Here is a 23,150-nt window from a genome sequence, read left to right as displayed (position 1 = left end):
CACGGTCCGGACCTGGCGCAATGGCTGGGAGAAATTCATCCCGTTCCTGGCATTCCCGCCGCCGGTCAGACGGATCATTTACACGACCAACGCCATCGAATCACTCAACTACCAACTCCGGAAGATCATCAAGAACCGCGGCCACTTCCCTAACGACCAAGCCGCCGTGAAACTGCTCTGGCTCGCTATCTGCAACATCGAAGACAAACGCGCCAGGGAACGGGCCAGAGTTGACCGCAAGACCCGCGAGAACCGCGCCCAGACGGTCGAAAAACTCATCGAGGGAACCTTCACCCAAGGCTGGAGCGAAGCACTCGGGGTCCTCGTCCTCAACTACCCAGACCGAATCGGTCCCTACCTCAACCGATAAAGCAACAGCCCTCTTACACAAACAACTTGACAGGCTCTCGTGGACGGGCGCTTCGGGCGGGGTCAGTGCGTGCTGGATCCCGATGGCCTCGGCGGCGTCCCGGGCTTTGACGGCGGCGATCTGGGCTTCCAGTTGCCTCGTTACCGCCAACCGCTCCATGCGGATTTCGTACCGGCGCTGCAGCACATCCACAACAGCGCCGCGGCTGTCTTCTGTACAAGCAGCGGCGGCGCCAGCAGCGCCAGCAGCGTCGGCGGCGGCGTCAGCTTCCAGCCGGGCATCTTCGAGGAACAAAGCATCAAGGCGGCCAGTGGAGGCGTGAATGCCCTCCATCGCCGCTGCCGTGCCCGTGCCGTTTCCCATACAAGAATCATCTAATGGGGGTCCGACAATTTGGGCGGGTGCCTAAGGCGAAGCCACCCACTCGGCCCGGCGCAGCACACCCTCAAGATCCAGTTCAGCGTCAACCACCAGGACATCCGCCAGCATCCCCGGGCGCAGGTCGCCCGCCTGCCGGGACAGCCCGAGGACCGACGCCGGGACTGCAGTGGCTGACCTGACCGCCTCCTGCAGGCTAACCCCGGCGGCAACCGCGGACCGGACAACCTCCAGCAGGGTCGCCGTCCCGCCGGCGATGGCGCCAGTGCTGTCCACCCGCGCCACGCCTCCGTCAACCGTGACCGCCAGCGCGCCGAGCCGGTACTGGCCATCGGCCAGTCCCGTCGCAGCCATCGAATCGGTGACCAGCGCAATATTCTCCGCGCCCACCAGTTCGAAAACAGTTTTGACCGTCTCCGGAGCCAGGTGGACGCCGTCGGCAATCAGTTCCACCACGGCATTTCCGGCCCGCGCCGCACTGAGGCAGGCGGAGACTGGACCAGGGGCCCGATGATGCATCGTGGGCATGGCGTTGAAGAGATGGGTGACGGTGGGCCGCCGTCGGACGGAATCGGATCCGGAACCGGAAGGACCCGACGCAAGCCCGTCCCCGGACCGCTCGAGGAACAAAGCCGCGCCGGCGTGGTCTACTGCCGTGTGCCCCAACGATGGGACCACGCCCCGCGAGGTGAGCAGATCCACCAGGGCGGTCGCCCCCGGCAGTTCGGCCGCCAGGGTCATGGATGCCAAAGTAGGCCCCGCCGCTTCGAAGAGTTCGCCCACAAGATCGAGGTCCGGTTCGAGCAGCAGCGCGGGGTCGTGTGCGCCGCACTGATGGCCGGAGAGGAAGGGGCCTTCGAGGTGGGATCCGGCAATCAGCCCCTCGTCGGCCAGTGACCGCAGCACCTTGAGGTTCCGCACCAGGTCCGCCGGTGCTCCGGTGACCAGGCTTGCCAGCAGCGTGGTGGTGCCCCGGCTGTGCAGGTAGCGCGCAGCCACCCGGGCGCCCGCCTCCGAGCCCTCGGCGAAATCCGTGCCGTGGGCGCCGTGGGTGTGGAGGTCCACCAGACCCGGCAACAGGATGCGGCCCGGGATCGCCGGAGTGCCAACGTCACCAGGAAAGTCCGACGCCGGCCCGGCATACGTAATCCGGCCGTCCTCCACCGAGACAAGTCCGTCTTCGATGTCCATGCTGCCGGACACGATGCGGCCCCGCAGTATCAATTCCTTGCCCATCATGCGGCCTTTCGAAGAGCCGCCGCCATGCCGGCAGCGAGCGAGGGATCAGCAGCGCGAGCCCTGGCCCCGGTGGAAGGGTCCAGTCCCCGCGCCGAGGTGTGCACGGCGTGGACGCCGCTCCGGATCAGTTCCGGCATAAGCTCCAGGCGCACTCCGCCGCCGGCCATGATTTGTACCGACGGCGCGTGGTCCCGTCCCAGCTCCACCAGCCGCTCTAGCATGGGCAGTCCAGCGGTGCAGTTGGGGCTTCCTCCGCTGGTCAGCACCCGGTTAATCCCGGCGCGTTGCAGCCTGGCCAAAGCATCGGCAGGGTCCGCGCCCGAGGCGAGGGCGGCGTCGAACGCCCGGTGGAACGTCACCTCCGCAGCGGGATGACGACGGCGGGCCGCCTCAGCGAGGTGCTGAAGCGCCGGAACGTCCGGTCCGCCGTCGGCCGCCAAAATTCCCACCACAACGCCCGCGGCACCTGCATCCAGTGCCGCTTCAACATCGCGCTCCAGCACCTCGAGCTCAACAGGTGTGTAGCTGAAGTTGCCGGGGCGCGGGCGGACCAGGACGTGGACCGGCAGGCCCACCCGGCACGCCTGCTCCACGGTGCCGATGCTCGGCGTGATGCCGTCCGTTTCGGCGAGGGCGGCGCAGAGTTCCACCCGGGCGGCGCCCACGGACGCTGCCAGCCGGACGCCGTCGGCAGTCTCGACAGCAAGCTCAAGCTGGGGCAGCCTCACGACGGTCCGATCCTCGGCCATCCTAGAGTCCTTGCCAGGCAGGCTTCCGCCCGAACGTGTCCTGGTAGTACTCCCGGTGCGCCAGCCTGGACGCCGCAGCCTCGTCCACCAGAACCGTGACGTGCGGATGGAGCTGGAGTGCCGAGGCGGGGCAGATGGACGCAACCGGACCCTCAACAGCCGCCGCGATGGCCTCGGCCTTGGCCTCACCCATGGCCAGCAGCAGCAGGTGCCGGGCCTCCCGGATGGTGCCCAGGCCCTGGGTCAGGACATGGTCCGGAACGTCCGCCAAGTCCGCGAAGAAGCGGGCGTTGTCCTGCCGGGTCTGCTGGGTCAGGGTCTTGATCCTGGTCCTGGAAGCCAACGAGGACATCGGCTCGTTGAAGCCCACGTGGCCGTCGGTCCCGATTCCCAGGATCTGGATGTCCACCCCGCCCGCAGCCGCAATGGCGGCCTCGTACCGGGCAACCTCTGCTTCGAGGTCCTCCGCCACGCCGTCCAGCCCGTGCACTGCCCCCGATGCGAAGTCCACGCTGTCCACAAATTCCTCCCGTATCACGGAGTGGTAGGACTGCGGATGCGCGCTGGGCAGGCCCACGTACTCATCGAGGAGGAAGGCCTGAGCACTGGCGAAGCTCAAGCCGCCATTCCGGTGCCGCCTGATCAGTTCCTGGTAGGTGCCCAGGGGAGTTGAACCGGTGGCCAGGCCAAGGACCGACGGGCCGCTGCGGACCTGCTGTTCGATGGCGTCCGCGGCCGTGCGGGCCACGTCTGAAGAGGCGGGAAGAATGACGATTTCCATAATGCGTGCTTTCGGTTGCTGGTCGCTAAAGGGCTGTTGGGAGTTCTTACTTGGCGGCTTCGGTCTCCACGGTGACTTCGTCATCCTCGCGGCCGGGGGTGCGGAGGTTCCAGCGCTTGATCACAAAGGAGAAGAGGAAGTAGTAGACCACTGCATAGCCCAGGCCGATGGGGATCAGCAGCCAGGCATTCTGAGCCTTGCCGAAGTTGAGGACGAAGTCGATCAGGCCGGCGGAGAACGTGAATCCGTGATGGATGCCGAGTGCGTTGACCAGGGCCATGGACGTTCCGGTCAGCGCGGCGTGGACGATGTAGAGCGGGAAGGCTACGAACATAAAGGCGTACTCGAGCGGTTCGGTGATGCCGGTGAAGAAGGCGGTCAGTGCGGTGGAGAGCATGATGCCGCCAACGATCTTCTTCTGCGAGGGCTTGGCGTGGCGCCAGATGGCAAGTGCTGCCGCCGGAAGGCCGAACATCATGATGGGGAAGAAGCCGGTCATGAAGATACCCGCGGAGGGGTCGCCGGCGAAGAAGCGGTTGAGGTCACCGCGGACCAGGTGGCCCGAGGCGTCCGTGTAGTCGCCGATGAGGAACCAGACGCCGGAGTTCAGGATGTGGTGCAGTCCGGCGGGAATCAGCATGCGGTTGGCGAAGCCGTAGATGCCGCCGCCCACAACCGCGTTGCTGGCTACGGCCTGGCCCACTGCGGAAAGCCCTGCGTTGAAGAGCGGGTATGCCAGGGCAAGGAGGACGCCGGCCACCAGGCTGGAGACGGAGGTCAGGATGGGCACCAGCCGGCGGCCGCTGAAGAATCCGAGGAAGTCCGGCAGTTTTGTGCGGTAGAAGCGCTGCCACAGCGATGCGGAGAGCAGGCCAACCACGATTCCGGCGAGGACGCCGTAGTTGATCATCGCGGGCTTGCCGGCCGGGTCGACCTGTCCGGCCAGGACCAGCGGTGACATGGCCTTGAAGACGCCGTCGATCACCATGTAGCCCACCACAGCGGCCAGTGCGGTTGAACCGTCGGCCTTCTTGGCCCAGCCGATGGCAATGCCCACGGCGAAAATGAGCGGCAGCCAGGTGAAGACGGCATTGCCTGCCGCGGAGATGACGGCGGCGCCCCCTTCGAAGCCGGGGATGGCGCCGAGCAGGTCGGCCTGCCCGATCCGCAGGAGGATGCCTGCGGCGGGAAGAACAGCGATGGGCAGCATCAGGGTGCGGCCCAGGCGCTGCAGGGTGGCAAACGCCTTGTTTGGCTTCTTCTCGGGAGCCAAGGCGGCGGTCTCGGATGTTGACATGATTGCACCTCTGCGGGTTCAGGTGGGGCTTGTAAAGGAGGGGGTCCAGCCGGTACTGTCTGGTTATGACCAGTTCAGTGTGATCCATCCCACGAGCGCCTGTCAAGGCAGTTCGAAACCTGCCGGACTATTCAAATGGCCGGCAGCGAAAGCCATAATTGGTCGCACTTGGGCCGCCGGCCCCGGTGAGGAAGCAGTGCCCGCGAGCGGGCACCGTCAGAAAGGGCAGCCATGTCCAAAGCAGAAAAGATCATTGAAGGCCTGGGCGGAGCCGGCAACATCGTGGAGATTGAGGCCTGCATCACCCGGCTTCGCACCGAGGTCAAAGACGGTTCCCTCGTGAATGAGGCCTCCCTGAAAGCCGCCGGAGCGCACGGCGTGCTGGCCTCCGGCACGGCCGTCCAGGTGATTGTTGGGCCTGAGGCCGACACCCTGGCCGAAGACATCGAGGACCTGCTCTAGTGGCGCAGTCCCTGGTGGTCCTCGCGCCCATCGCCGGCACCGTGGTTCCCCTTGCGGAGGTCCCGGACCCCGTGTTCGCCGGCCAGATGGTGGGGTCCGGCGCCGCCGTCGAGCCGCCGGCAGGGGAGATGTTCGACGTCGTGTCTCCCGTTGCGGGAAAGGTGGTCAAGCTCCTGCCGCACGCCTTTGTTGTGGTGGAGTCGACCGGGCGCGGCGTCCTCACGCACGTGGGCATCGATACGGTCAAGCTCAAAGGCGAAGGCTTCAAGCTGCTCATTGCGCAGGGCGATACCGTCGAGGCCGGCGCCTCCGTGATGCGTGTTGATCCCACCGCCGCCCTCGCAGCCGGATACTCGATGGTGAGTCCCGTCGTCGTACTCGATACCAAGCCGGACACGGCAACCCTGGCTGCGGCCGGCAGCGTGGCCGCGGGTGAGGAACTGTTCTCGCTGGACTAGCAGGCGGTGGGCCTAAAGCCGGACTTCCATGTTCAGGGAGTAACGGTCGGAGCGGTACCAGGAACGTGAATGTTCAATGGCCAGCTGGCCGGAATAGGAAACGCGGTCGAACGCCAGGACCGGCGCTCCGGTTCCCGTGCCGAGGAGCGCCCCGACGTCTGCCGGGGCGCCCTCGGACTTGACGCTCTGCCGGGCCCGGTCGATCTGGTGCCCGAACTGCGCGGCGAGGGCCTTGTAGACGGACCCCGTCAGGTCGATTTCCAGCAGTCCCGGGGCGTGCGCGGGGTTGTACCAGGCGTCATCAACACTGACCGGGCGGCCGTCCGCCAGGCGGAGGCGCTTGAGGTGGAAGGCTTCCGAGCCCGGGGGCAAACTGAGGGCCTCGGCCGTATCGTCCGGGGCTGCGGCGGCCTCCGCCACCAGCACCACCGTGCTGGGAACGTGCCCCATGGCCTCCATCTCCTGGGTGAAGGAGGCAAGGTGCAGGGTGGACTGCACGGGGGAGTCCGCCACAAACGTGCCCTTGGCGGGAACCCGCACCAGGTGCCCTTCGTTGACCAGCCGGCCAATGGCTGCACGCACCGTGATCCGGCTGACGCCGTACGAGTCCATGAGCGTGCGCTCGCTGGGAAGCCGGGCGCCCGGCTCCAGTTCCTCCTTGGCCAGCCTGAGGATGATCAAGCGCAGCTGCTCATGCTTGGGGACCTGGGTGTTGTTGATGGCCGCGCTCGCCGCCGGAGCGCTGCTCCTTATTGGTGCTGTGGCTGGCACATTGGCCCCTTCGAGATCCGTGGAGCGGTCCGGTGAGGACCACTCCTTCGGATTATTCCACACAGCCTGTGGGCGAAGGGGATGGTCAGGCCACCAGCTCCGCTTCCTGGAGTACGGACCGCTTGGCTGCACGGCTCCGCAGGGCAAGCATCAGGATGGCCCCCACCAGCGCCGGCGCCGCGAATGCCATGGCAGCCACCGGAACGCCGCCGCCGAAGCTGACCAGCAGGGCGCCGTAGGTGGGGCCGGCAATCGCTCCGATGCGTCCCACTGCCAGCGCCCACCCCAGGCCCGTGGCGCGGGTGGCTGCCGGGTAGAACTGGGCGATGTAGTCGTTGATCATGTTCTGCGTGCCCAGGCCGCCAAAGCCGGCGACGGCGGCGAGGACGGTCATCAGCGCGGCCGGCGGATTGGCGGACATCAGCAGCAGGGCTGCCGCGGCGCTGATGAAGCCAACAATCACCAGGGGCCGCGGCCCAAACTTCTGGCCGGCAACCGATGCCAGGACCGTGCCCACCACGGCGCCTACCGAGTAGGCCAGCAGGAATGACACGGAGGAGCCGACGCCGAACCCGGCCGTCCGCATGATCTGGGGGAGCCAGGTGCTGACGCCAAAGATGGTCAGCAGGCTCAGCGCCGTGATGGCCCAGAGCAGTACGGTGGTCCGGCCGGTGCCGTTGGCGAACAGGGCCCGGGTGGGCGAAACGCGGACGGTGGAGGCAGGTGCTTCTGCTGTCTTCGGGAGTCCGTAGGCGGCTTCAATGCGGTCCGCTTCGGCATTGCGGAGCTGGGTCCGCAGGAACGACGGTGACTCCGGCATCAGGAACCAGGCGAACGGGACCAGCAAAAGGCCGCCAGCCCCGATCGCATAGACCGGCCGGAACCCGCTCGATTCCAACAGGGCCAGCGAAGTCAACGAAGCAACTACGGTGCCTGTGGCAGGTCCAGTCAGGACTGCCCCCAGGACCAGTGACTTCCTGCCCGGCGGGGCGAACTCGTTGGTGAGGGCCACCGCCGTCGGAAGCAGGCCTCCCACGCCGAAGCAGGCGATAAAGCGAAACACCGCAAACAACTCCCATGTCGGGGCCACCGAGCAGGCCAGCATGGCCAGCGAGAACAAGGCCAGGGCGCTGACAAAGATCCGGCGGCGGCCAAGCCGGTCAGTCAACGTGCCCACAATCAGTGAGCCGAGCAGCATTCCCACCAGCGCCAGGGAGCCCACGGCGCCCGCTCCCGCAGGCGTGACGTTGAAGGGCTGCCGGCCGATCAGGCCGGGCAGGGTGGCGCCGTAAACGTAGAGGTCGTAACCGTCGGCGAGCAGGCCAAGCCAGCACAGTACAAAAATTCCGGCAAGGGATTTTCGAGGGGCATTGGAGTTCATCGTTGATTCCAATCGGGTCAAGGGGACGGCAGGCAAAGCCGCCGGTGGGACGTGCACCAGCTTGGCTCCCTGGCCCTGCTCCGGTGACTGTACTTTTCACTGAGTGAAAATGCACTTTGTGGCGCGGGCCACACCGCGCAGGCTTAAAGGACACCAAGGCAAGTTCTGGAGGAATCGTGGCGGGAGCAGGCGGGGCGAGGGGGCTTCAGGGAGGCCCCGGCCAGCCCGTGGTGGTGCGGGCGTTGAGCCTGCTGGAGCAGTTCACCGAACGACGCCGGGCGCTGGGTTTGTCCGAGCTGGCCAGGTCCGCGGGCCTCGCCCCGGCCACAGCACTGCGGCTGGTCCGGCACCTGACCGAATGGGGTGCCTTGGAAAGGCTGAAGGACGGCCGGTACGTGGTGGGCGTGCGTTTGTGGGAAATAGCCTCACTTTCGCCACGGGGCCACGGTGTCCGGCAAATAGCGCTTCCCTACCTTGAAGACCTGTACGAGGTGACGCGCCACCACGTGCTGCTCTCTGTCCGGGACGGAAGCGACGCGGTCCTTATTGACCGGCTCTCGTCACGGAATGCCACCGAGGTGGCCTACCGGGTGGGAGGCCGGATGCCCCTCCGGACCACCGCCGTGGGGCAGGTCCTGCTGGCCTACTCCGCTCCCGATGTCCTGGAGGAACTGCTGGCGCGGACCGCCGGCGCCGAGCCGGGGTCCGGGGAGCTGCCGGCCGGTGACCTCCGCCCGGTGCTGGCCGGGGTCAAGCAGTCCGGTGCCGCCGTGGTCCGCAGAACCCACCCCTCCCGCACTGTATCGGTTGCGGCGCCCATTTACGCGGCCGGCGGCGAGGTGCTGGCCGCCCTGTCCATCGTGGTTCCGGACGCGGCAACGCCCGCCCAGGAGCTGGTTCCCCTGGTGCGGGCCGCAGCCCGCGCCATCTCCCGCAGCCTGGGCCACCGGGCAACGGCGAGCGGGGCGTGGCGGCATCCCGCCCGGGAAGCGGGAGTCCAGCCGGCGTGACATCGCACTGCTCCCGCGGCGAGGTAAAAAGTCAGGCTTAGTTATTTCCCAAGCCCGGCCCAGGCCCCTAAGCTGGAAACACTAAGCATGCTTCCTATTGTCAAAGGGGTTGAACCTGATGCGAAAAGTTCCTGCACTCGGAGTGATGGCGGCGGCGATGATTGCCCTTGCGGGCTGCACGGGCGGCGGCGGGGGTGCGGCAAGCCCTTCGGCCAGCACCACCAGTGCCTCACCAAGCGCGACGGCCGAAGCCAAGGTCTACACGGAGGATGAGCTCCGTGAACTGATCTCCGGCATGAAGGACGGGGACGGCAACGAGCTGAAGCTGTACTCCAAGGAGCAGGTGGACCAGGGCGGCAATATCGCCAACCTGCTACTGAGCACGGCAACCGTGGACCCCTCCGACTGCAAGGATATTGCCACCGCGGGGCTGCTGGACAAGGTTGAAAGCGGCGAGGTGGCCGTTGCGCTGTCCGAGGGCGACCAGCCGCGCACCCTGTCCGCCCAGTCGGGCAGCGAGGGGCCGGACGCCGTCGAGGTCCTGAACGGGATCAGCGGCAAGATGAGCCAGTGCGCCACGTTCTCCGTGACCGCGCTGGGACAGACCTATGAGGTCAAGAGCGAGGAGCTCAAGGCGGACACGGATGCCGAAAAGACCTTTGCCACGCTCAGCTCCCGCAGCGGGGAGAACCAGCAGAAGCTGATGCAGGTCTCCGCGGCGGAGGGCCGGCTGCTGGTGGTGGCCACCAAGAGCGGCGCAAACCTGGGGGATCCGGACCAGAAGGAACTCGAGGACCTGATCAATGACGTGCTGGAGAAGGCCGACGGCGGCAGCGCGACTTCCAGCCCCACCTCCACCAGCACCTCCGGCTCCACGGGCACGTCCTCACCGAGCCGGTCAGCGTCCCCTACCGCCACCTCAATGGCGTCGGAGACCGAGGACAGCGGGACGGCATCGCCCACCGCTTCGCGCTAGCTCCCTTGGTTGCAGCATGGGCGGGCAGGACCTGATGGTCCTGCCCGCCCATGCTTTGTGTGTGCGGTTATTCCGCGGGGGTGATCCCGGCCTTGGCGCGCTCGGCCTTGCTCATCTGGAACTGCGGAATGTCCTCGGGGTGCGGCCCGCCGCGGAACTTGGGGGAAGGATCCTGCCCCTCGCTGAGCCGCTGGAGTTCCTGGCCTTCAAAGACTTCCTCCTTGCCCAGCATGATGGCGGAATCGTGGTTGGTGATTTCCCCCTTGAAGGCGCGGAGCATAACGCTGCGGTCGAACTGGCCCTCCCATTTGGAGACCACAAACGTGGCAACGCAGTTGCCCAACAGGTTCACCACTACCCGCATGGAGTCCATGAGCCGGTCCGCTCCCAGGAGGAGTGCCACGCCGGCAACCGGGAAGATGCCCAGGGCGGCGGCGGTGGCCGAGAGGGCCAGGAAGGACGACCCCGGGACGCCGGCCATGCCCTTGGAGGTCAGGAGCAGCACGCCGAGGGCGGCCAGCTGTTGGCCCAGGTCCAGGTTGTGGCCGAAGGCCTGCGCCAGGAACAGCAGTGAGATGGACAGGTAGATCGCGGCACCGTCCAGGTTGAAGGAGTATCCGGTAGGGACAACCAGGCCGGTGGTGGCGCGGGAGCAGCCGGCGTTGGTCAGCTTGGTCATGATGCGGGGCATCACGGCTTCGGTGGAAGCTGTGCCCAGGGCCAGGAGGAATTCTTCCCGGGTGTATTTGAGGAACTGCCAGAGCGGGACGCGGGCGGTGACCCAAGCCACCACAAACAGCAGGCCGATGAAGACTATTGCCGCCGCATAGCAGGCGGTGATCAGCAGCGCGTAGGTGCTGAGCGTATCCAGCCCGTACTGGCCGATGATAAAGGCCATGGCGCCGAACGCGCCGATGGGCGCCACTTTCATAATCCAGGACATGATCTTGAAGATCAGTTCCAAGACAGTTTCCATCAGGCTGATCACGGGCATGCAGCGCTCGCGGCCAATAACCACGATTGCAGCGCCGAAGAATACTGAGAAGAACAGCACCTGCAGGAGGCTGTTACTGGCGAAGGCGCCGATCACGCTCGCTGGAATGACATCCAGGATGAAGGACGCTGCGTCCTTGGGCGCGGCCGATCCGGTCTTGGCATCCAGGTCCGCTTGTGACAGCGTGGCGGGATCAATGTTCAGCCCGGCGCCGGGCTGGACGATATTGCCCACCACCAGGCCGAAGACCAGGGCGAACAGGGTGGCTGCCGTGAAATAGACCAGGGCTTTTACCCCTACCCTTCCCACCGCCTTAACGTCGCCTACGGCCGAAATTCCGGTAACGATCACCAGGAAGATCAGCGGCGCGATGATCATCTTGATCAGTTTGATGAAGCCATCTCCGAGCGGCCTCAGTTGTGATCCGAGGTCCGGCCAGAAATGCCCTATGAGGACACCTGCCACGACGGCGATCAGAATCTGGAAGAAGAGCGACTTGTACAGCGGCTTCCTCTTCGCGGGCACCGAACTCGCCTTCAGTGCCTCAGGGTTGGGGATCTTCATTGACCTTTACCTATCCAATTGGGGGATGTGCCCGCTGATCCGGGCCTTGGGCTAAACGTAACCCCGGTCACACTATTTCCGCAAGGGGAAATTGCAATTCCATAATGCGAAAGCGCTCCTTCCAAGGGTCGCGCCGTATTAACCGTTTGTGACTGCAGGGACCGTAGGCTGGAGTCCTGGCCCGGGCACGATGTCCGGGATGGAAAGCAGCCGGTAAACAGGTGAAAGGCAGGACCCGTGACCACGTCCAATGAAGAGCCCCAGAACACCGCCGACCTTCGCGGCCTGGGCGACCCCGACGAAGCAAAGCAGCCTGCACAGGCGCCGCAGAGCGGACAGCACCCTGAACTCCCCGGCGCCAGCAACATCCGCGAGGAGCAGCAGGCCCACGCACCCGGAACCGTGCCGGCGTCGTACTCCGGAAGCGGAGAACCGCCGCAGGAGCACAAGCCCGAGGAAGCCCTGGACGAGCCCGGCACCTGGGATGACGACGTCTGAGATGATTACCCGCGCCGATGTTGATGAGGCGGCCCGGCGGACGGCCGGCCTCACCCGATTAACGCCAGTGGTGCAGACCGATGCAGGGGCGTTCCCGGGTGAGGTCTGGTTCAAGTGCGAATTTATGCAGCACACCGGCACCTTCAAAGCCCGCGGCGCACTGAACCGCATCCTTGCCGCCAAGGAGCGCGGCGAGCTGGATCCGGCCGTGGGTGTGGTGGTGGCCTCGGGCGGCAACGCCGGGCTGGCCAACGCCTACGCGGCGGCCCAGCTGGGAGTGCCGGCAACAGTATTCGTTCCGGCCGCTGCTCCGGCCGTGAAGGTGCAGAAGCTCAAGGTAATCGGCGCCGCCGTGATCCAGGGCGGTGCCGAATATGCCGAGGCGTACGAGGCCGCCGTGGCGCATGCCGGCCGCTCCGGTGCCGTCTACTGCCACGCCTACGACCAGCCGGAAATCGCCGCCGGGGCCGGAACCGTGGGAACTGAACTGCTGGAACAAATCGCCGCTGTGGACACCGTGCTGGTGGCGGTGGGTGGGGGCGGACTCATGGCCGGAATCGCCGCAGCCGTGGAAGGCCGCGCCCGAGTGGTGGGCGTGGAACCGGAGAATGCCCCGACGCTGTACTCCGCCCTGGCCGCGAAGGAACCCGTCGACGTGCCGGTATCGGGCATCGCCGCAGACTCCCTGGGCGCCCGCCGCATCGGCGACATCGGATTCTCCGTCGCGGTACGCACCGGCGTCGTCAGTGTCCTGGTGTCAGATGACCAGATCGCCGCCGCGCGTTCGCTCCTCTGGAACGACTACCGGCTGGTGGTGGAACACGGCGCCGCCGCGGCATACGCGGCCCTCACCTCCGGCGCGTACGTGCCGGAACCGGGCGAGCGGGTGGCGGTCATTTTGTGCGGAGCGAACACGGACCCGGCCACCTTGTAGGGTGGCCGGGCCCGGCCAGCAGCACATCAGCGGCTAAAGGCTAGCTGCAGAACTTCTGGTAGGTGGTTCCGGCTTCCTCATAGCCAGCCTGCAGCTCTGCAATCTTGGCTTCGTCCGGGGTTTCCTTGGCCTGCTCGTCCGTGTATTCGATGATGGACTCGAGGGCGGGCTTGAGGTCGTCGGACGCAACCTCGTGGATGGGGCGGATCTGGTTGGCGAGGCGGTTCATTCCCGTCTTGCCTGCGTTGTTGGCCGGATTGGAGACCACGCTCTGGATCCGCTCGCAGGTTTCCGCGGTAGTGAGCTGGTTCGAGGCGGTGCAGGCCGTGGCGGAGACAACGAGTCCGGCGGCGATCAAGGCTGTGGCGAGTTTCTTCATGGGTCCCTCAGTAGTTGATTGAGGTTTCGATTGTAAGCAGAACCGGGAGGTGAATGCCGGTCCGCGTGCCTTGCCCCCTCCTCTATGAAGGGGGCACCGGGCTCTGGCGGGGCCTCCTGCACGTGCTTAAACTGGCAGCACCATCGTGCGGAGCTGCCGCAGATTGGCCCCGCGCATTAATCCATATCGAGGAAGCATCATGCGCCGAACAGTGCAACGCCGTACCGCCGTCGGGTTCATCGCTCTTCTTGCCCTGTTCTTACCCTCGGCCCTGCCGGCAGCGGCGTCGCCGCCCGGCCGGGACGATGTCATAGTGCTCGACGGCGCCACCTCCGCCGAAGGCATCGCAGCCGGGGAGGGGAAGACTTTCTATGCCGGGGACCTGATGACGGGCGACATCTTCCGCGGTGATATCCGTGACGGCAAGGCCAAGCGCCTTATCGACGTGCCGGACGGCCGGATGGCCGCGGGTATGAAGGCGGACGTTGATAAGGACCTGCTCTTCGTGGCAGGCGGGAGCACCGGCAAAGCGTACGTCTACAGCACGCATACCCGCAGGACGGTGGCCGAGGTTGCGCTGACCACGAAGGCAAACCAGTTCATCAATGACGTGACCCTCACTGATCACGGCGCCTGGTTCACCAACTCCGCCGCTGCTGAGCTGTACTTTGTTCCGGTGGGACGGCACGGCAAGCTGGCCGGCGAAGTGCAGACGCTGCAGCTAAAAGGCCCGGCGAGCGACGCCGGTGACGCCTTCAACCTCAACGGCATCGCTTCGGCGAAGGGTGGCCGCGTGCTGATCGTGGCGCACTCGGGCAACTCCCAGCTCTACACCGTTGATCCGGACACCGGCGAAAGCGCCCTGGTTAAGGGGGACAGCCTGCCCAACATCGACGGCATCCTGGTCAAGGGCCGTACCCTGTGGGCAGTCCAGAACATGTCCAACCAGATCAGCCGGCTCAAGCTGTCCGGCGACCTGTCCTCGTTCACGGTCGAGGAAGTGATCAAGAGCAAAGCCTTCGACATTCCGACGACGGTGGCCAAGTTCGGGAACACCCTCGCCGCGGTCAATGCGAAGTTCGGCAAGAAGGCAACCCAGTACGAGGTGGTGCTGGTTCCTGCGCGTGACTAGCTAAAACCAAAAGTGGCTGGCAGCGGACTACGCGGTTTCGCGACGTCTGCTGCCAGCCACTTTTTAGTGCGGAACCCGCTGCTAGACCGTCCTGGTCGCCTTGGCCAGGTTGTCCTTCAGCTCCTGGGCGTTCTGCCGCACCACGTATGCGGGCCGGTCCCGCTCCACGCGCCAGCTGTCCTCCAGCAGCCCGATGTTCACGGTGTCGAAGCCGAATTCGTCGTACAGGCGCGTGACCAGTTCGGCGGCTTCCGGGTAGTCGCTGGCCGTTGCCAGTGCCCGGCGGTTCTCGGTGCCCGTAGGCGTTCCGTCGGTGGCGATTTCGCTGGCCATGATGTGGTTGAAGCCCTTGGCCACCTTGGATTCCGGCAGGTGCTCCTGAAGCAGCCCCGAGGTGGTGGCCTCGCCCTTGTCCAGCTCCGGGATGCGGCCGTCCCGCTCCCAGTAGTAGTTGTTGGTGTCGATCACGATCTTGCCGGCCAGGGGCTCCACCGGGACGTCCTTGTAATTCTTGAGCGGCACGGTGACCACGGCGAAATCGCCTGCCGCTGCTGCTTCCGCAGCCGTGGCGGCCCGCGCCTTCGGGCCAAGTTCGGCCACGAGGTCCGCCAACGTCTCCGGCCCGCGGGAGTTGCTGATCACCACCTCATACCCCAGCTCCACCGCCTGCCTGGCAACTGCGCTTCCAATGTGTCCTGCACCGATGATTCCGATTGTTGTCATATGGGCCCCAACAGCACCTCCTTCGCAGATATTTCAGGGGACGTCGGGGAATAAACGGCGCTGAAAAAGCGTACGACGGCGTCCTGCCGCCATCTGCTCGCGGCGGCAGGACGCCCTCGTGCTTCGCCTCGAAGCCGGCGCCGGGGCGGAGCCATCACGAATAGCAATGGAACAAATTCGCCCATTTAGTAACGGAAAAGCCTTGACCCCTCTTGCCGCCCGCTGGTAAACCTAAAGGGCAGAAAGCGCTTTCCCTCCTGCTTCACCCCGCCCGGACCACCCAGAAAGGTTCGCCGGCGAGGAGGAGTGAAACGTTCCAACTGTCGTCCGGCAGACTCAGCTGCCGACGCATCAAAGGAGATGTTCTTTTGGTTTACCCCTCTAAGTGTTCACCCTCATCCCGGGCCGGCAGTGCGTGGAGAGCGGCTCCGCTTGCCGCAGCAGCTTCACTGACGGCCGCCGCACTCGTCTTCACCGGCGTCCCCCTGGCGCAGGCAAACCCCGATACCGCGCCCGGGCAGGCCGCGGAGCTCAAGCGCCAGGTGGAGAACCTGGACCGTGCGCCAGTGGCAGTCCTCACGGACCAGGGCGTCACCCTGGGCTGGCGCATGCTGGGCCTGGACAAGGACAGCGTGGGCTTCCATGTGATCCGCGACGGCGTCCAGCTCACCGACGAGCCTATCCGCGATACCACCACCTACGTTGACCCTGCGGGTACGGCGACGTCGAAGTACGTCATCAAGACGGTGGGCAACGGCAACGGGCAGGACAAGCTCAGTGCCGAGTTCACCCCGCTGGCCCAGAACTACCTGGCCATCAAGCTGGACAAACCGGCCGACGGCGTGACCCCCACCGGGCAGGCCTACAGCTACACAGCCAATGACTCGAGCGTCGCGGACCTGGACGGCGACGGCACCTATGAAATCATCCAGCTCTGGAACCCCACCAACGCGCAGGACAACTCAAAGTCCGGCTACACCGGCAACGTGTATGTTGACGCCTACAAGATGGACGGCACCAAGCTGTGGCGCATCGACCTGGGCCGCAACATCCGCGCCGGCGCCCACTACACGCAGATCCTTGCCTACGACTTCGATGGTGACGGCAAGGCCGAGGTGTCCATGAAGACGGCGGACGGCACCACGGACGGGGCCGGAACCGTGATCGGCGACCCGGCAGCGGACTACCGGAACAGCGCCGGCTACGTCCTGTCCGGACCGGAATTCCTCACGGTATTCAACGGCGCCACCGGAACCGTCATGGACACCGTTCCCTACGATCCGCCCCGCGGCAACGTCCCGGCATGGGGCGACGGCTACGGCAACCGCGTGGACCGCTTCCTCGCCGGCGTGGCCTACCTGGACGGCGAGCACCCCTCCATGATGTTCAGCCGCGGCTACTACACCCGCACCGTCCTGGTCACGTACGACCTGGCGGACGGCAAACTGGTGAAGCGCTGGACGTTCGATTCGGACATCGCCGGCGCCGAGTACAAGGGACAGGGCAACCACAACCTCTCCGTTGCGGACGTGGACCAGGACGGCAAGGACGAGTTCGTCTTCGGCTCCATGACCATCGACGACGACGGCAAGCCGCTGTACAACACCAAGCTGGGCCACGGCGACGCCATCCACACCAGCGACCTCGACCCGTCCCGGCCGGGCCTGGAAACCTTCGCCGTGCACGAGAGCATGAGCCAGAGCGGCAACCGCGGTGCCACCTTCCGTGACGCCGCCACCGGTGAAGTCCTCTGGAGCATTCCCGCCACCCGGGATACCGGCCGCGGCGCCGCCGGGGATATCGACCCCCGCTATGCCGGTGCCGAAGGCTGGGCTGTTGGCGGCGATGCCGCCTGGAACTCCCCGGTGGGCTACCTGATGTCCGCGAAGGGGGAGCGGATCGCCGGGAAGATCCCGGCAGCCAACTTCCTGGCCTGGTGGGACGGCGACCTGCTCCGCGAAATCGTGGACCACGACTTCGACGCAGTAGCCGGCGTCGGCGTCCCCACCATCTCGAAGTGGAACTGGGAAACAGAAACCAGCGACCGGCTCCTGACCGCCACGGGCGCCAGGACCAACAACCACACCAAGGGCAACCCGTCGCTGCAGGCGGACCTCCTGGGTGACTGGCGCGAGGAGCTGGCCTTCCCGTCGTCGGACAGCACGGAACTGCGGATCTACACCAGCACCTCGCCCACCGAGGTCCGGCTCCGCACCCTGATGCACGATCCCATGTACCGGACAGGCGTTGCCCGCGAGGCCGTCGCCTACAACCAGCCGCCGCACCCGAGCTTCTTCATCGGCGAGGGCATGGAGACCCCGGCAGCGCCCGCCGTCTTCTACGCCGGCCAGCAGTAGTTAGAAGCAGGAACGGCACAGCGCCGCCCGCCTCGGGGGAGAGGCGGGCGGCGCTGTGCTTTTGCGGGAACGTCCCGTTGCCGGGGAACCTCCGACGCCGGGGCGTCCCTCAGCCGATCAGTCCTTCGGCCGTCAGGGTGCCGTCAGTGCTGGCCGAGGTTGCCGCCGACGGGCGGCAGGCCGCCGTCGGGCCGGCGCTCGTTTTCACGGCGTTCGCCGGCGCTGAGGTTCTCGCCCTCGAGGGTCTCGTCCGACTCGCCGGTGGTGTCCACCAGGCCGTTAGTCTGGTCGAAGGCGTGCCCGATCCTGTCGTCACCCAGGTCGGCGACCGAACCGGTGGAGCTGGCTGCCGCCGTCGTGCCTGTTGTGGTGGTTCCGGTGGTCGTGACGTCTGTGGCACCGGTAACGGTGGTGTCGGTGGGGACCGGGGTGACAGTGACCGGCCCTGCGGTATCTGCTGGAGTGACCGTGACGTCGGCACCCTCGGTCGTCTCATTCTTGCCACCGGCAGCCATGGCAGCTGCAACGCCTGCTGCGGCTGCCAGGCCTACGCCCGCAGCCACCTTGCCCGAAACGCCGGCCCTGCCCGAGTCACCGCGTGATCCTGCTGCATCCTCCACGCCCGGAGTGCCGACGGGAGCCCCGGAGCTCACGTTTCCGCGCCACGCGCCACTGGCGTAGCCCTCGTCCTCGATGAACTCCTTGAACCGCTGCAGGTCTGCTTCGGCCTGGCGGTCCACCACGTTGAGCTTGTCGCCCACCTTCTCAATGATTCCCTCGGGCTCGTATTCGAGCATCAGCTGGATGGAGGTCTGGCCGCCGCCCACGTCCTCGAAGTCCACCGAGCCGGCGTTGGTGGCGCCTTCGGTGGCCGCCCAAGCAACTTTGCGGTCCGGGACCTGCTCCAGGATCTTGGCTTCCCACTGCCTGCGGACGCCGCCGATCTCGGCCACCCACTGCAGCCTGTCGTCACTGAGCTGCGTTACACTCTTGATCCCGCCCATGAAGTGCGGGAATTCCTCGAACTGGGTCCACTGGTTGTAAGCGGTGCTCACCGGTACGTTCACCAGAATGCGTTTTTCCACCTTCGTGCTCATAACGTCTCCTTCGCTGTGTAACCGGAAACCGATGATTCCGTAAAAATCATCAGCATGCTTACCAACATACCTTTTGGGCGGTCCGGTTTCCAGAGCAGGGCAAAGGAGCGCTACCTGTGGGGCGGGCGGTACGAGATCAGGCGGGGAGTTGCTTGCCGATCAGCGCCAGGTTCTGGATCACCGCGAGGCCGAACTGGGAGGCGTCGTTCGTGGAAACGGTGGACGCCTCGTCTACGGGCAGCAGGACGTGCGGCGGCTGGACGGTGTTCAGCGTGAACGCCGATTCGTGGTTCAGGTGCTCCCCGCCCTCGGCGAAGCTCGTCCAGGCCCGGGCGGCAAGCTCCGGGTCATCCAGCCGGGCCGCCGCGTACGCCGTGAGCCGGCTGTGCGCCTGGGTGAGGTAGATGCCCGCCAGCGGCTGGCCCACGGCTTCCACCTGCTCCTCCTTGGTGGCCAGGAAGAGCCGGCAGTACTGCAGCCACGCCCGTTCGAAGTCAGGGTCCTGCACCAGGTCCACCAGTTCGCTGCAGATTTCCACCAGTCCGAACACGGCGCTCAGGTGCGACACCTGGATCAGTTCGCGGCCGGTATCGAACCTCCCCTTGTCCAGGTCGTACAGGGCCTCGCCGGTGAGGAAGCCGTACTTCAGGGCACCGATGTCCGCCATAGTGCCCAGGAGCCGGTCGCGGGAGCGAGGATTGCCTGTGCGTTCCCAGTCGGTGAGCCAGGTGGCGGCCAGCGAGCCCCAGTCCGTGCCGAGGCCCACGCCCAGGGCGTTCCGGTTGGGCCGGTAGGTATCGGCATCCGGACGGACCTTGCGGACCGGATCCAGGCCGAGGAAGTTCTGGTCACTGTCCACGAGTTCGGTGAGCAGGTCCCCGGTGCGCTCGTCCGCGGTCAGGTAGTAGTAGAAACGGCGGTAGGCGGGAGTGCTGATGCGCAGTTGCTTGGCGCTGCAGCCCCAGTGCTGGACGTTGTGCCGTGACCCGAGCCCGCGCCGGGGTCCCAGGTGGTAGACGTCCACCTCGCCGGTGTGCCGGGTCATGGCCTCGGCGAAGCGGAAGATGTCCGCCCGGCCGGAGCGCAGGTAGGAGTACCAGAGCCAGAGGTCGGGGGAAAGCTCCGAGTTGTCCCACGCGTAGCCGCCCACGTCGTACCGCCACACATGCCGGTCGTGATCGTAGGTGTGCATCACGTCGCCGTAGTTCCAGAAGCCGTACCAGCGCCGCTGTTCCGCCTGGCCGGCGTAGAAGTCGAAGAGGAAGTCCAGGTGGTCCTCAAGTTCTGCACGGGCAGGAGTGCTGCGGTCCACCGGGTCCCAATCGCCGAAGACGCCTGCGGAGTGCAGGTATTCGGGGGTGGCCTGGAGCAGGGCCGGAGTGGAGGCGGCAGCAGCGTCCGCGGCCAGGCTTTCCGTGGCGGGGGTGCCCTCGTAGGCGAACAGAGTTAACTCATGTGTGCGGGCAATTCCGCTGGCGTTTCCGAAGCCGGGCTCGTAGTCCTCATACGTGATCTCGAGTCCCTCGAGCTGTTCCTCGAAGGTGTCCTGGCCCAGGCCGTCATGGTAGAAGCGAAGATCCATGGGCTGTGCCTCGGGGGAGTACAGCCAGGCGGTCAGGGATGCTTCGGCGGTTGCGGCATTCCGGATATCGAGCTGGCCCGGGTGCGACTGCCAGAAGTCCTTGACGCCCACGCCGAAACCGCCGCGGGTGTCAGTCAGGGAGCAGAATCCGGCCGACCGGGTTCCGCCGGAAATGCCCACCCAGGCGTGGCCGGGAGCAGTGCGTTTGCGCAGCTCGAAGCCGTCCGCACTGAGCTGGGTCAGGGTGTAGTCGTTCCAGGCGGGGATCAGGTGCAGCCGCTCGGACACTTCGGGGTTCCATTCGGAGAGCGGCGGGGTGCTGCGGCCGTCCACCTGTGCACGGCGCGCGTCCTCGCCGGGATCCCGGCGCAGGCCGGTCAGTCCGCGCACGCCTTCGAGGAGGAAGCCGCCGTCGGCCCCGGCGATCCGGACGTGACGGTCGTACAGATCGGATGCCAGCGGCACGGTGAAGCGGACGCCCAGCCCGGCCAGGAAGTCCTGCTCAGCGTCGCCGTCCCAGATGAACGAGTGCACCATCCGCACGCTGCGGGCATTGGCGTAGAAATAGAACCGCACCACAAACGGGAGCCAGGCGCGCCTGCCGCTGCCCGCCGCATCCGGCCGGTGGTGCCCCTCCAGCCGGACCACGGCGCGCACCGGACCGTCCTGTTCAAGCACGACGGCGGTGACCTCGCCCGTGAAGGCTTCGCGGCCGAACGTGCCGGCGCTGCCAGACTCCTCGGCGATGCTGTCCTGCAGGAGGCTGACCATCCGCGCGTCCCGTGCCACTTCGGTGCCGCCGCGGGTAAGGCTGGTGAAGAGGTGGGGGCCGCTGCGGCTGATCACCATCTGCAGCGTCCCGGTGTCCACCGTCAGTGCCTCGGCCGTCTCGCTGACAATGACTGCCGTGACGTCCGACGGCGGGAAGTTGCCTTCAGTGGGCGACGTGCCGCCGTCGGCCGTCACCTCATAAGCCCGGGAGGGTGAGTCCGTGGCGGGAAGGGCGATCCCCGCCCACTTGAGGGAACCGTCGGGCCAGGTGGCAAGGGGCCAGGCCTGGCTTGCTACAGCAGTGCCGTCGGCGCCGCGGACCGAAATACCGTCTGAAGCCGTCACTGTCCCGCGGGCGAAAGGCATGCCCCACGTGGTTCCGCCGCTGATCTCCGCAGGTGCCTCGCCGTCGATCCACCTGATGAGGGTCTTGTCCGTCATGTGATCCAATTCGTTGTTTTGATGCGCTGCGCCAGTACAGCAGCACGAGGCAGCGACGCTCCCGCACCCACTTCCATCAGGCGGGAAAGCGCTTTCTGATTCGTTTCAAAATAATCCGGAAACTGGAACACCGCAAGGCCCGGCCACTATCCGGGGAGAGTTAAAAGCAAGGGCCGGGCGCGATGAAAGGCCCGGTCTTTCAGTGCGGCTGCTACTTGGCAGCTTCGTCTGTGTCCGGCCCCTCGGCCGGATCCTGCGTGTGGACGCGGATTTCTGTGGCATCGGCATCCGGATCGCCTTCCGCGGGTGCCTCCGTATGGACCCGCTCATCCTGCAGGGGATTTTCGCTCATGACTGCTCCTGACCACGCCGGGGACTTTCGCTACAGATCATTCAGCGCTCACCGGTGCAGCCTGTCAAGCACCCGCAGCCCCTCTGGCCGCGCTTGGCCTTCTGTGCTGGACTGGTGATGCAGTGGCACCAACCGCCGCCCGGCCGAGGGCGGCACCTTTTCCCAACAGGATATGGACGGCCGGCGCTGACCGGCCATTGGAAGGAACACTCATGGCACCGTTCAAGATCGGATACTTCGTGGGGAGCCTCGCTACCGGCTCCATCAACCGCGTTCTCTCCCAGGCATTGATCAAACTGGCTCCCGAGGACCTGGAGTTCACAGAAATTCCCATCAAGGACCTACCCCTGTACAGCTACGACTACGACGCCGATTTTCCGCCGGAAGGCCGCGCCCTCAAGGAAGCCATCGAAGCCTCGGACGGAATCCTGTTCGTGTCCCCGGAGTACAACCGTTCCATTCCCGGTGCCCTCAAGAACGCCATTGACTGGGGCTCCCGGCCGTGGGGAAGCAACTCGTTCGCCCGCAAGCCCACCGGCATCATTGGCGCGTCGGTGGGCAGCATCGGTACTGCGGTGATGCAGTCCTCATTCCGCAGCGTTCTCAGCTTCCTGGATGCCCCCCAGCTGAACGCCCCGGAAGCCTACATCCACTACAACGCCGACGTGTTTGGCGAGGGCGGCGAGGTCAAGGACGAGGGGACGGCCAAGTTCCTGGGCCACTATATGGAGGAATACAGCGCCTTCGTGGCCCGCGTCCTCGCTGCGAACGCACCCGGCCACATCGGCGACCTGGAGCACGACAGTGCGAAGCTGACGCGGTAGCGGCACAAGTTACGGAGATACGGAGGCCCGCCGTCCCAGCGACGGCGGGCTTCCGGGGTCCTTAGTCGAGTGGCAGGGTGACCGTCACGCTGGTGCCCTGACCGGGGGCGGAGCAGATGTCCACGGTTCCGCCGGCCTCATGGACGGCCACGGACATCAGCCGGAGGCCGTAGCCGTGGTGACGCCCGCACGTGGCGAGTTTGCTGTCAAAGCCCGTGCCGTCGTCGGATACAACCAGGCGGATCCCGTGGTCCACCGCAGCGAGCTGGACGTTCAGCTGTGACGCGCCGGAGTATTTGAACGCATTGCTGAGCGCCTCGCGTGCCGACTGGTACAGCAGGTAGGCGCACTGCGGCGGAATCTCGATACCCCAGTGCGGAGTATCCCAGCGGACCGCGGTCCCACGGTGGCGGAGGGGCACGGTGAGCCGGTCGATGCAGCCGGCGACACCCAAAGTGTAGAAGTCGAGCGGATGCTGATCCGTGAGTACGCCTCCTACGGCGGTGACTTCATCAAAAGCTACTTCGTTTCCCATGACTTCCTGCTCCCCACAAGCTGGTTGCTGTGATGCATCTGTTGGTCCGATGCCTCCAGAGTGGACCTGCAACTTCAACTGCCAGCAAGGTTTCC

The 23,150-nt window shown here is 66.0% G+C and carries 24 protein-coding genes; 11 read left to right on the top strand and 13 right to left on the bottom strand.

Going from position 1 to position 23,150, the window contains the following annotated elements; translation table 11 throughout:
• Together AC3A4Z_RS08255 and AC3A4Z_RS08250 are read left to right on the top strand one after the other, a co-directional pair.
• On the top strand, positions 1-370 hold a 370-nt coding region (locus tag AC3A4Z_RS08255; protein ID WP_498711125.1), incomplete at its 5' end, for a transposase.
• 69 nt (positions 371-439) lie between these two features.
• The gene (locus AC3A4Z_RS08250; RefSeq protein ID WP_498711124.1) at positions 440-748 is read left to right on the top strand and encodes a hypothetical protein; all 309 of its coding nucleotides are present in this window, start codon (positions 440-442) and stop codon (positions 746-748) included.
• A 27-nt stretch (positions 749-775) separates the two neighbouring features.
• Here AC3A4Z_RS08250 and AC3A4Z_RS08245 read toward each other — a convergent pair whose 3' ends face one another.
• The 4 genes from AC3A4Z_RS08245 to AC3A4Z_RS08230 are packed head-to-tail and all read right to left on the bottom strand — an operon-like array spanning position 776 to position 4,814.
• Positions 776-1,984, bottom strand: coding sequence for an N-acetylglucosamine-6-phosphate deacetylase (locus AC3A4Z_RS08245; protein WP_498711143.1), 1,209 nt, complete (start codon positions 1,982-1,984; stop codon positions 776-778).
• The gene (locus AC3A4Z_RS08240; RefSeq protein WP_498711123.1) at positions 1,984-2,736 is read right to left on the bottom strand and encodes a copper homeostasis protein CutC; all 753 of its coding nucleotides are present in this window, start codon (positions 2,734-2,736) and stop codon (positions 1,984-1,986) included. The genes AC3A4Z_RS08245 and AC3A4Z_RS08240 overlap by 1 nt, the downstream gene beginning before the upstream one ends.
• Before the next feature lies 1 nt (position 2,737).
• On the bottom strand, positions 2,738-3,517 hold the full coding sequence (gene nagB, locus AC3A4Z_RS08235) for a glucosamine-6-phosphate deaminase (RefSeq protein ID WP_498711122.1): 780 nt from the start codon (positions 3,515-3,517) through the stop codon (positions 2,738-2,740).
• A gap of 46 nt (positions 3,518-3,563) precedes the next feature.
• Positions 3,564-4,814, bottom strand: coding sequence for a PTS transporter subunit EIIC (locus AC3A4Z_RS08230; protein ID WP_493971929.1), 1,251 nt, complete (start codon positions 4,812-4,814; stop codon positions 3,564-3,566).
• Between the two features lie 231 nt (positions 4,815-5,045).
• On the opposite strand from AC3A4Z_RS08230, the gene AC3A4Z_RS08225 reads away from it, so the two are divergent.
• On the top strand, positions 5,046-5,276 hold the full coding sequence (locus AC3A4Z_RS08225; protein WP_050053469.1) for a PTS sugar transporter subunit IIB: 231 nt from the start codon (positions 5,046-5,048) through the stop codon (positions 5,274-5,276).
• Positions 5,276-5,734: a glucose PTS transporter subunit IIA gene (locus tag AC3A4Z_RS08220; protein ID WP_493971930.1), complete on the top strand. Its 459-nt coding sequence runs from the start codon at positions 5,276-5,278 to the stop codon at positions 5,732-5,734. The genes AC3A4Z_RS08225 and AC3A4Z_RS08220 overlap by 1 nt, the downstream gene beginning before the upstream one ends.
• Positions 5,735-5,746: 12 nt before the next feature.
• Here AC3A4Z_RS08220 and AC3A4Z_RS08215 read toward each other — a convergent pair whose 3' ends face one another.
• Both AC3A4Z_RS08215 and AC3A4Z_RS08210 read right to left on the bottom strand, forming a co-directional pair.
• Entirely contained in the window at positions 5,747-6,505 is a 759-nt protein-coding gene (locus tag AC3A4Z_RS08215; protein WP_498711121.1) for a GntR family transcriptional regulator, read from the bottom strand.
• 85 nt (positions 6,506-6,590) lie between these two features.
• The gene (locus AC3A4Z_RS08210) at positions 6,591-7,886 is read right to left on the bottom strand and encodes an MFS transporter (protein WP_498711120.1); all 1,296 of its coding nucleotides are present in this window, start codon (positions 7,884-7,886) and stop codon (positions 6,591-6,593) included.
• 176 nt (positions 7,887-8,062) lie between these two features.
• On the opposite strand from AC3A4Z_RS08210, the gene AC3A4Z_RS08205 reads away from it, so the two are divergent.
• Both AC3A4Z_RS08205 and AC3A4Z_RS08200 read left to right on the top strand, forming a co-directional pair.
• Positions 8,063-8,896 carry an IclR family transcriptional regulator gene (locus AC3A4Z_RS08205; RefSeq protein ID WP_498711119.1) on the top strand — a complete coding sequence of 278 codons (834 nt, stop codon included), beginning with the start codon at positions 8,063-8,065 and terminating at the stop codon, positions 8,894-8,896.
• Positions 8,897-9,014: 118 nt separating this feature from the next.
• A complete protein-coding gene (locus AC3A4Z_RS08200) occupies positions 9,015-9,872 on the top strand; it encodes a hypothetical protein (protein ID WP_498711118.1) in 858 nt (285 codons plus the stop codon).
• 67 nt (positions 9,873-9,939) lie between these two features.
• Here AC3A4Z_RS08200 and AC3A4Z_RS08195 read toward each other — a convergent pair whose 3' ends face one another.
• On the bottom strand, positions 9,940-11,430 hold the full coding sequence (locus AC3A4Z_RS08195) for a cation:dicarboxylate symporter family transporter (RefSeq protein WP_498711117.1): 1,491 nt from the start codon (positions 11,428-11,430) through the stop codon (positions 9,940-9,942).
• 237 nt (positions 11,431-11,667) lie between these two features.
• Between AC3A4Z_RS08195 and AC3A4Z_RS08190 the strand changes: the two genes are divergently transcribed.
• Together AC3A4Z_RS08190 and AC3A4Z_RS08185 are read left to right on the top strand one after the other, a co-directional pair.
• A complete protein-coding gene (locus AC3A4Z_RS08190; RefSeq protein ID WP_498711116.1) occupies positions 11,668-11,928 on the top strand; it encodes a hypothetical protein in 261 nt (86 codons plus the stop codon).
• A 1-nt stretch (position 11,929) separates the two neighbouring features.
• The gene (locus AC3A4Z_RS08185) at positions 11,930-12,862 is read left to right on the top strand and encodes a threonine/serine dehydratase (RefSeq protein ID WP_498711142.1); all 933 of its coding nucleotides are present in this window, start codon (positions 11,930-11,932) and stop codon (positions 12,860-12,862) included.
• Between the two features lie 40 nt (positions 12,863-12,902).
• Here the strand turns inward: AC3A4Z_RS08185 and AC3A4Z_RS08180 are convergent, their stop codons facing one another.
• The gene (locus AC3A4Z_RS08180; protein ID WP_498711115.1) at positions 12,903-13,241 is read right to left on the bottom strand and encodes a hypothetical protein; all 339 of its coding nucleotides are present in this window, start codon (positions 13,239-13,241) and stop codon (positions 12,903-12,905) included.
• A 199-nt stretch (positions 13,242-13,440) separates the two neighbouring features.
• On the opposite strand from AC3A4Z_RS08180, the gene AC3A4Z_RS08175 reads away from it, so the two are divergent.
• Complete coding sequence (locus AC3A4Z_RS08175) at positions 13,441-14,373, top strand: SMP-30/gluconolactonase/LRE family protein (RefSeq protein WP_498711114.1); 933 nt, start codon at positions 13,441-13,443, stop codon at positions 14,371-14,373.
• An 81-nt stretch (positions 14,374-14,454) separates the two neighbouring features.
• Here AC3A4Z_RS08175 and AC3A4Z_RS08170 read toward each other — a convergent pair whose 3' ends face one another.
• The gene (locus tag AC3A4Z_RS08170; protein WP_498711113.1) at positions 14,455-15,096 is read right to left on the bottom strand and encodes an NADPH-dependent F420 reductase; all 642 of its coding nucleotides are present in this window, start codon (positions 15,094-15,096) and stop codon (positions 14,455-14,457) included.
• Positions 15,097-15,464: 368 nt separating this feature from the next.
• On the opposite strand from AC3A4Z_RS08170, the gene AC3A4Z_RS08165 reads away from it, so the two are divergent.
• Positions 15,465-17,453, top strand: a complete 1,989-nt coding sequence (locus AC3A4Z_RS08165; RefSeq protein ID WP_498711112.1) for a rhamnogalacturonan lyase — start codon at positions 15,465-15,467, stop codon at positions 17,451-17,453.
• A gap of 143 nt (positions 17,454-17,596) precedes the next feature.
• Here the strand turns inward: AC3A4Z_RS08165 and AC3A4Z_RS08160 are convergent, their stop codons facing one another.
• The 3 genes from AC3A4Z_RS08160 to AC3A4Z_RS08150 form a co-directional block, all read right to left on the bottom strand.
• Positions 17,597-18,550, bottom strand: a complete 954-nt coding sequence (locus AC3A4Z_RS08160) for an SRPBCC family protein (RefSeq protein ID WP_498711111.1) — start codon at positions 18,548-18,550, stop codon at positions 17,597-17,599.
• A gap of 136 nt (positions 18,551-18,686) precedes the next feature.
• Positions 18,687-21,344, bottom strand: coding sequence for an exo-rhamnogalacturonan lyase family protein (locus AC3A4Z_RS08155; RefSeq protein ID WP_498711110.1), 2,658 nt, complete (start codon positions 21,342-21,344; stop codon positions 18,687-18,689).
• A 211-nt stretch (positions 21,345-21,555) separates the two neighbouring features.
• Complete coding sequence (locus AC3A4Z_RS08150) at positions 21,556-21,696, bottom strand: hypothetical protein (protein WP_493971943.1); 141 nt, start codon at positions 21,694-21,696, stop codon at positions 21,556-21,558.
• A gap of 212 nt (positions 21,697-21,908) precedes the next feature.
• Between AC3A4Z_RS08150 and AC3A4Z_RS08145 the strand changes: the two genes are divergently transcribed.
• Positions 21,909-22,520, top strand: a complete 612-nt coding sequence (locus AC3A4Z_RS08145; protein WP_493971944.1) for an NAD(P)H-dependent oxidoreductase — start codon at positions 21,909-21,911, stop codon at positions 22,518-22,520.
• Positions 22,521-22,581: 61 nt separating this feature from the next.
• Here AC3A4Z_RS08145 and AC3A4Z_RS08140 read toward each other — a convergent pair whose 3' ends face one another.
• Complete coding sequence (locus AC3A4Z_RS08140) at positions 22,582-23,055, bottom strand: ATP-binding protein (RefSeq protein WP_493971945.1); 474 nt, start codon at positions 23,053-23,055, stop codon at positions 22,582-22,584.
• Between the last annotated feature and the right edge of the window lie 95 nt (positions 23,056-23,150).

The organism is Arthrobacter sp. Soil_C_49, from assembly GCF_057656635.1.
This window is presented reverse-complemented; position numbering and strand designations above follow the sequence as displayed.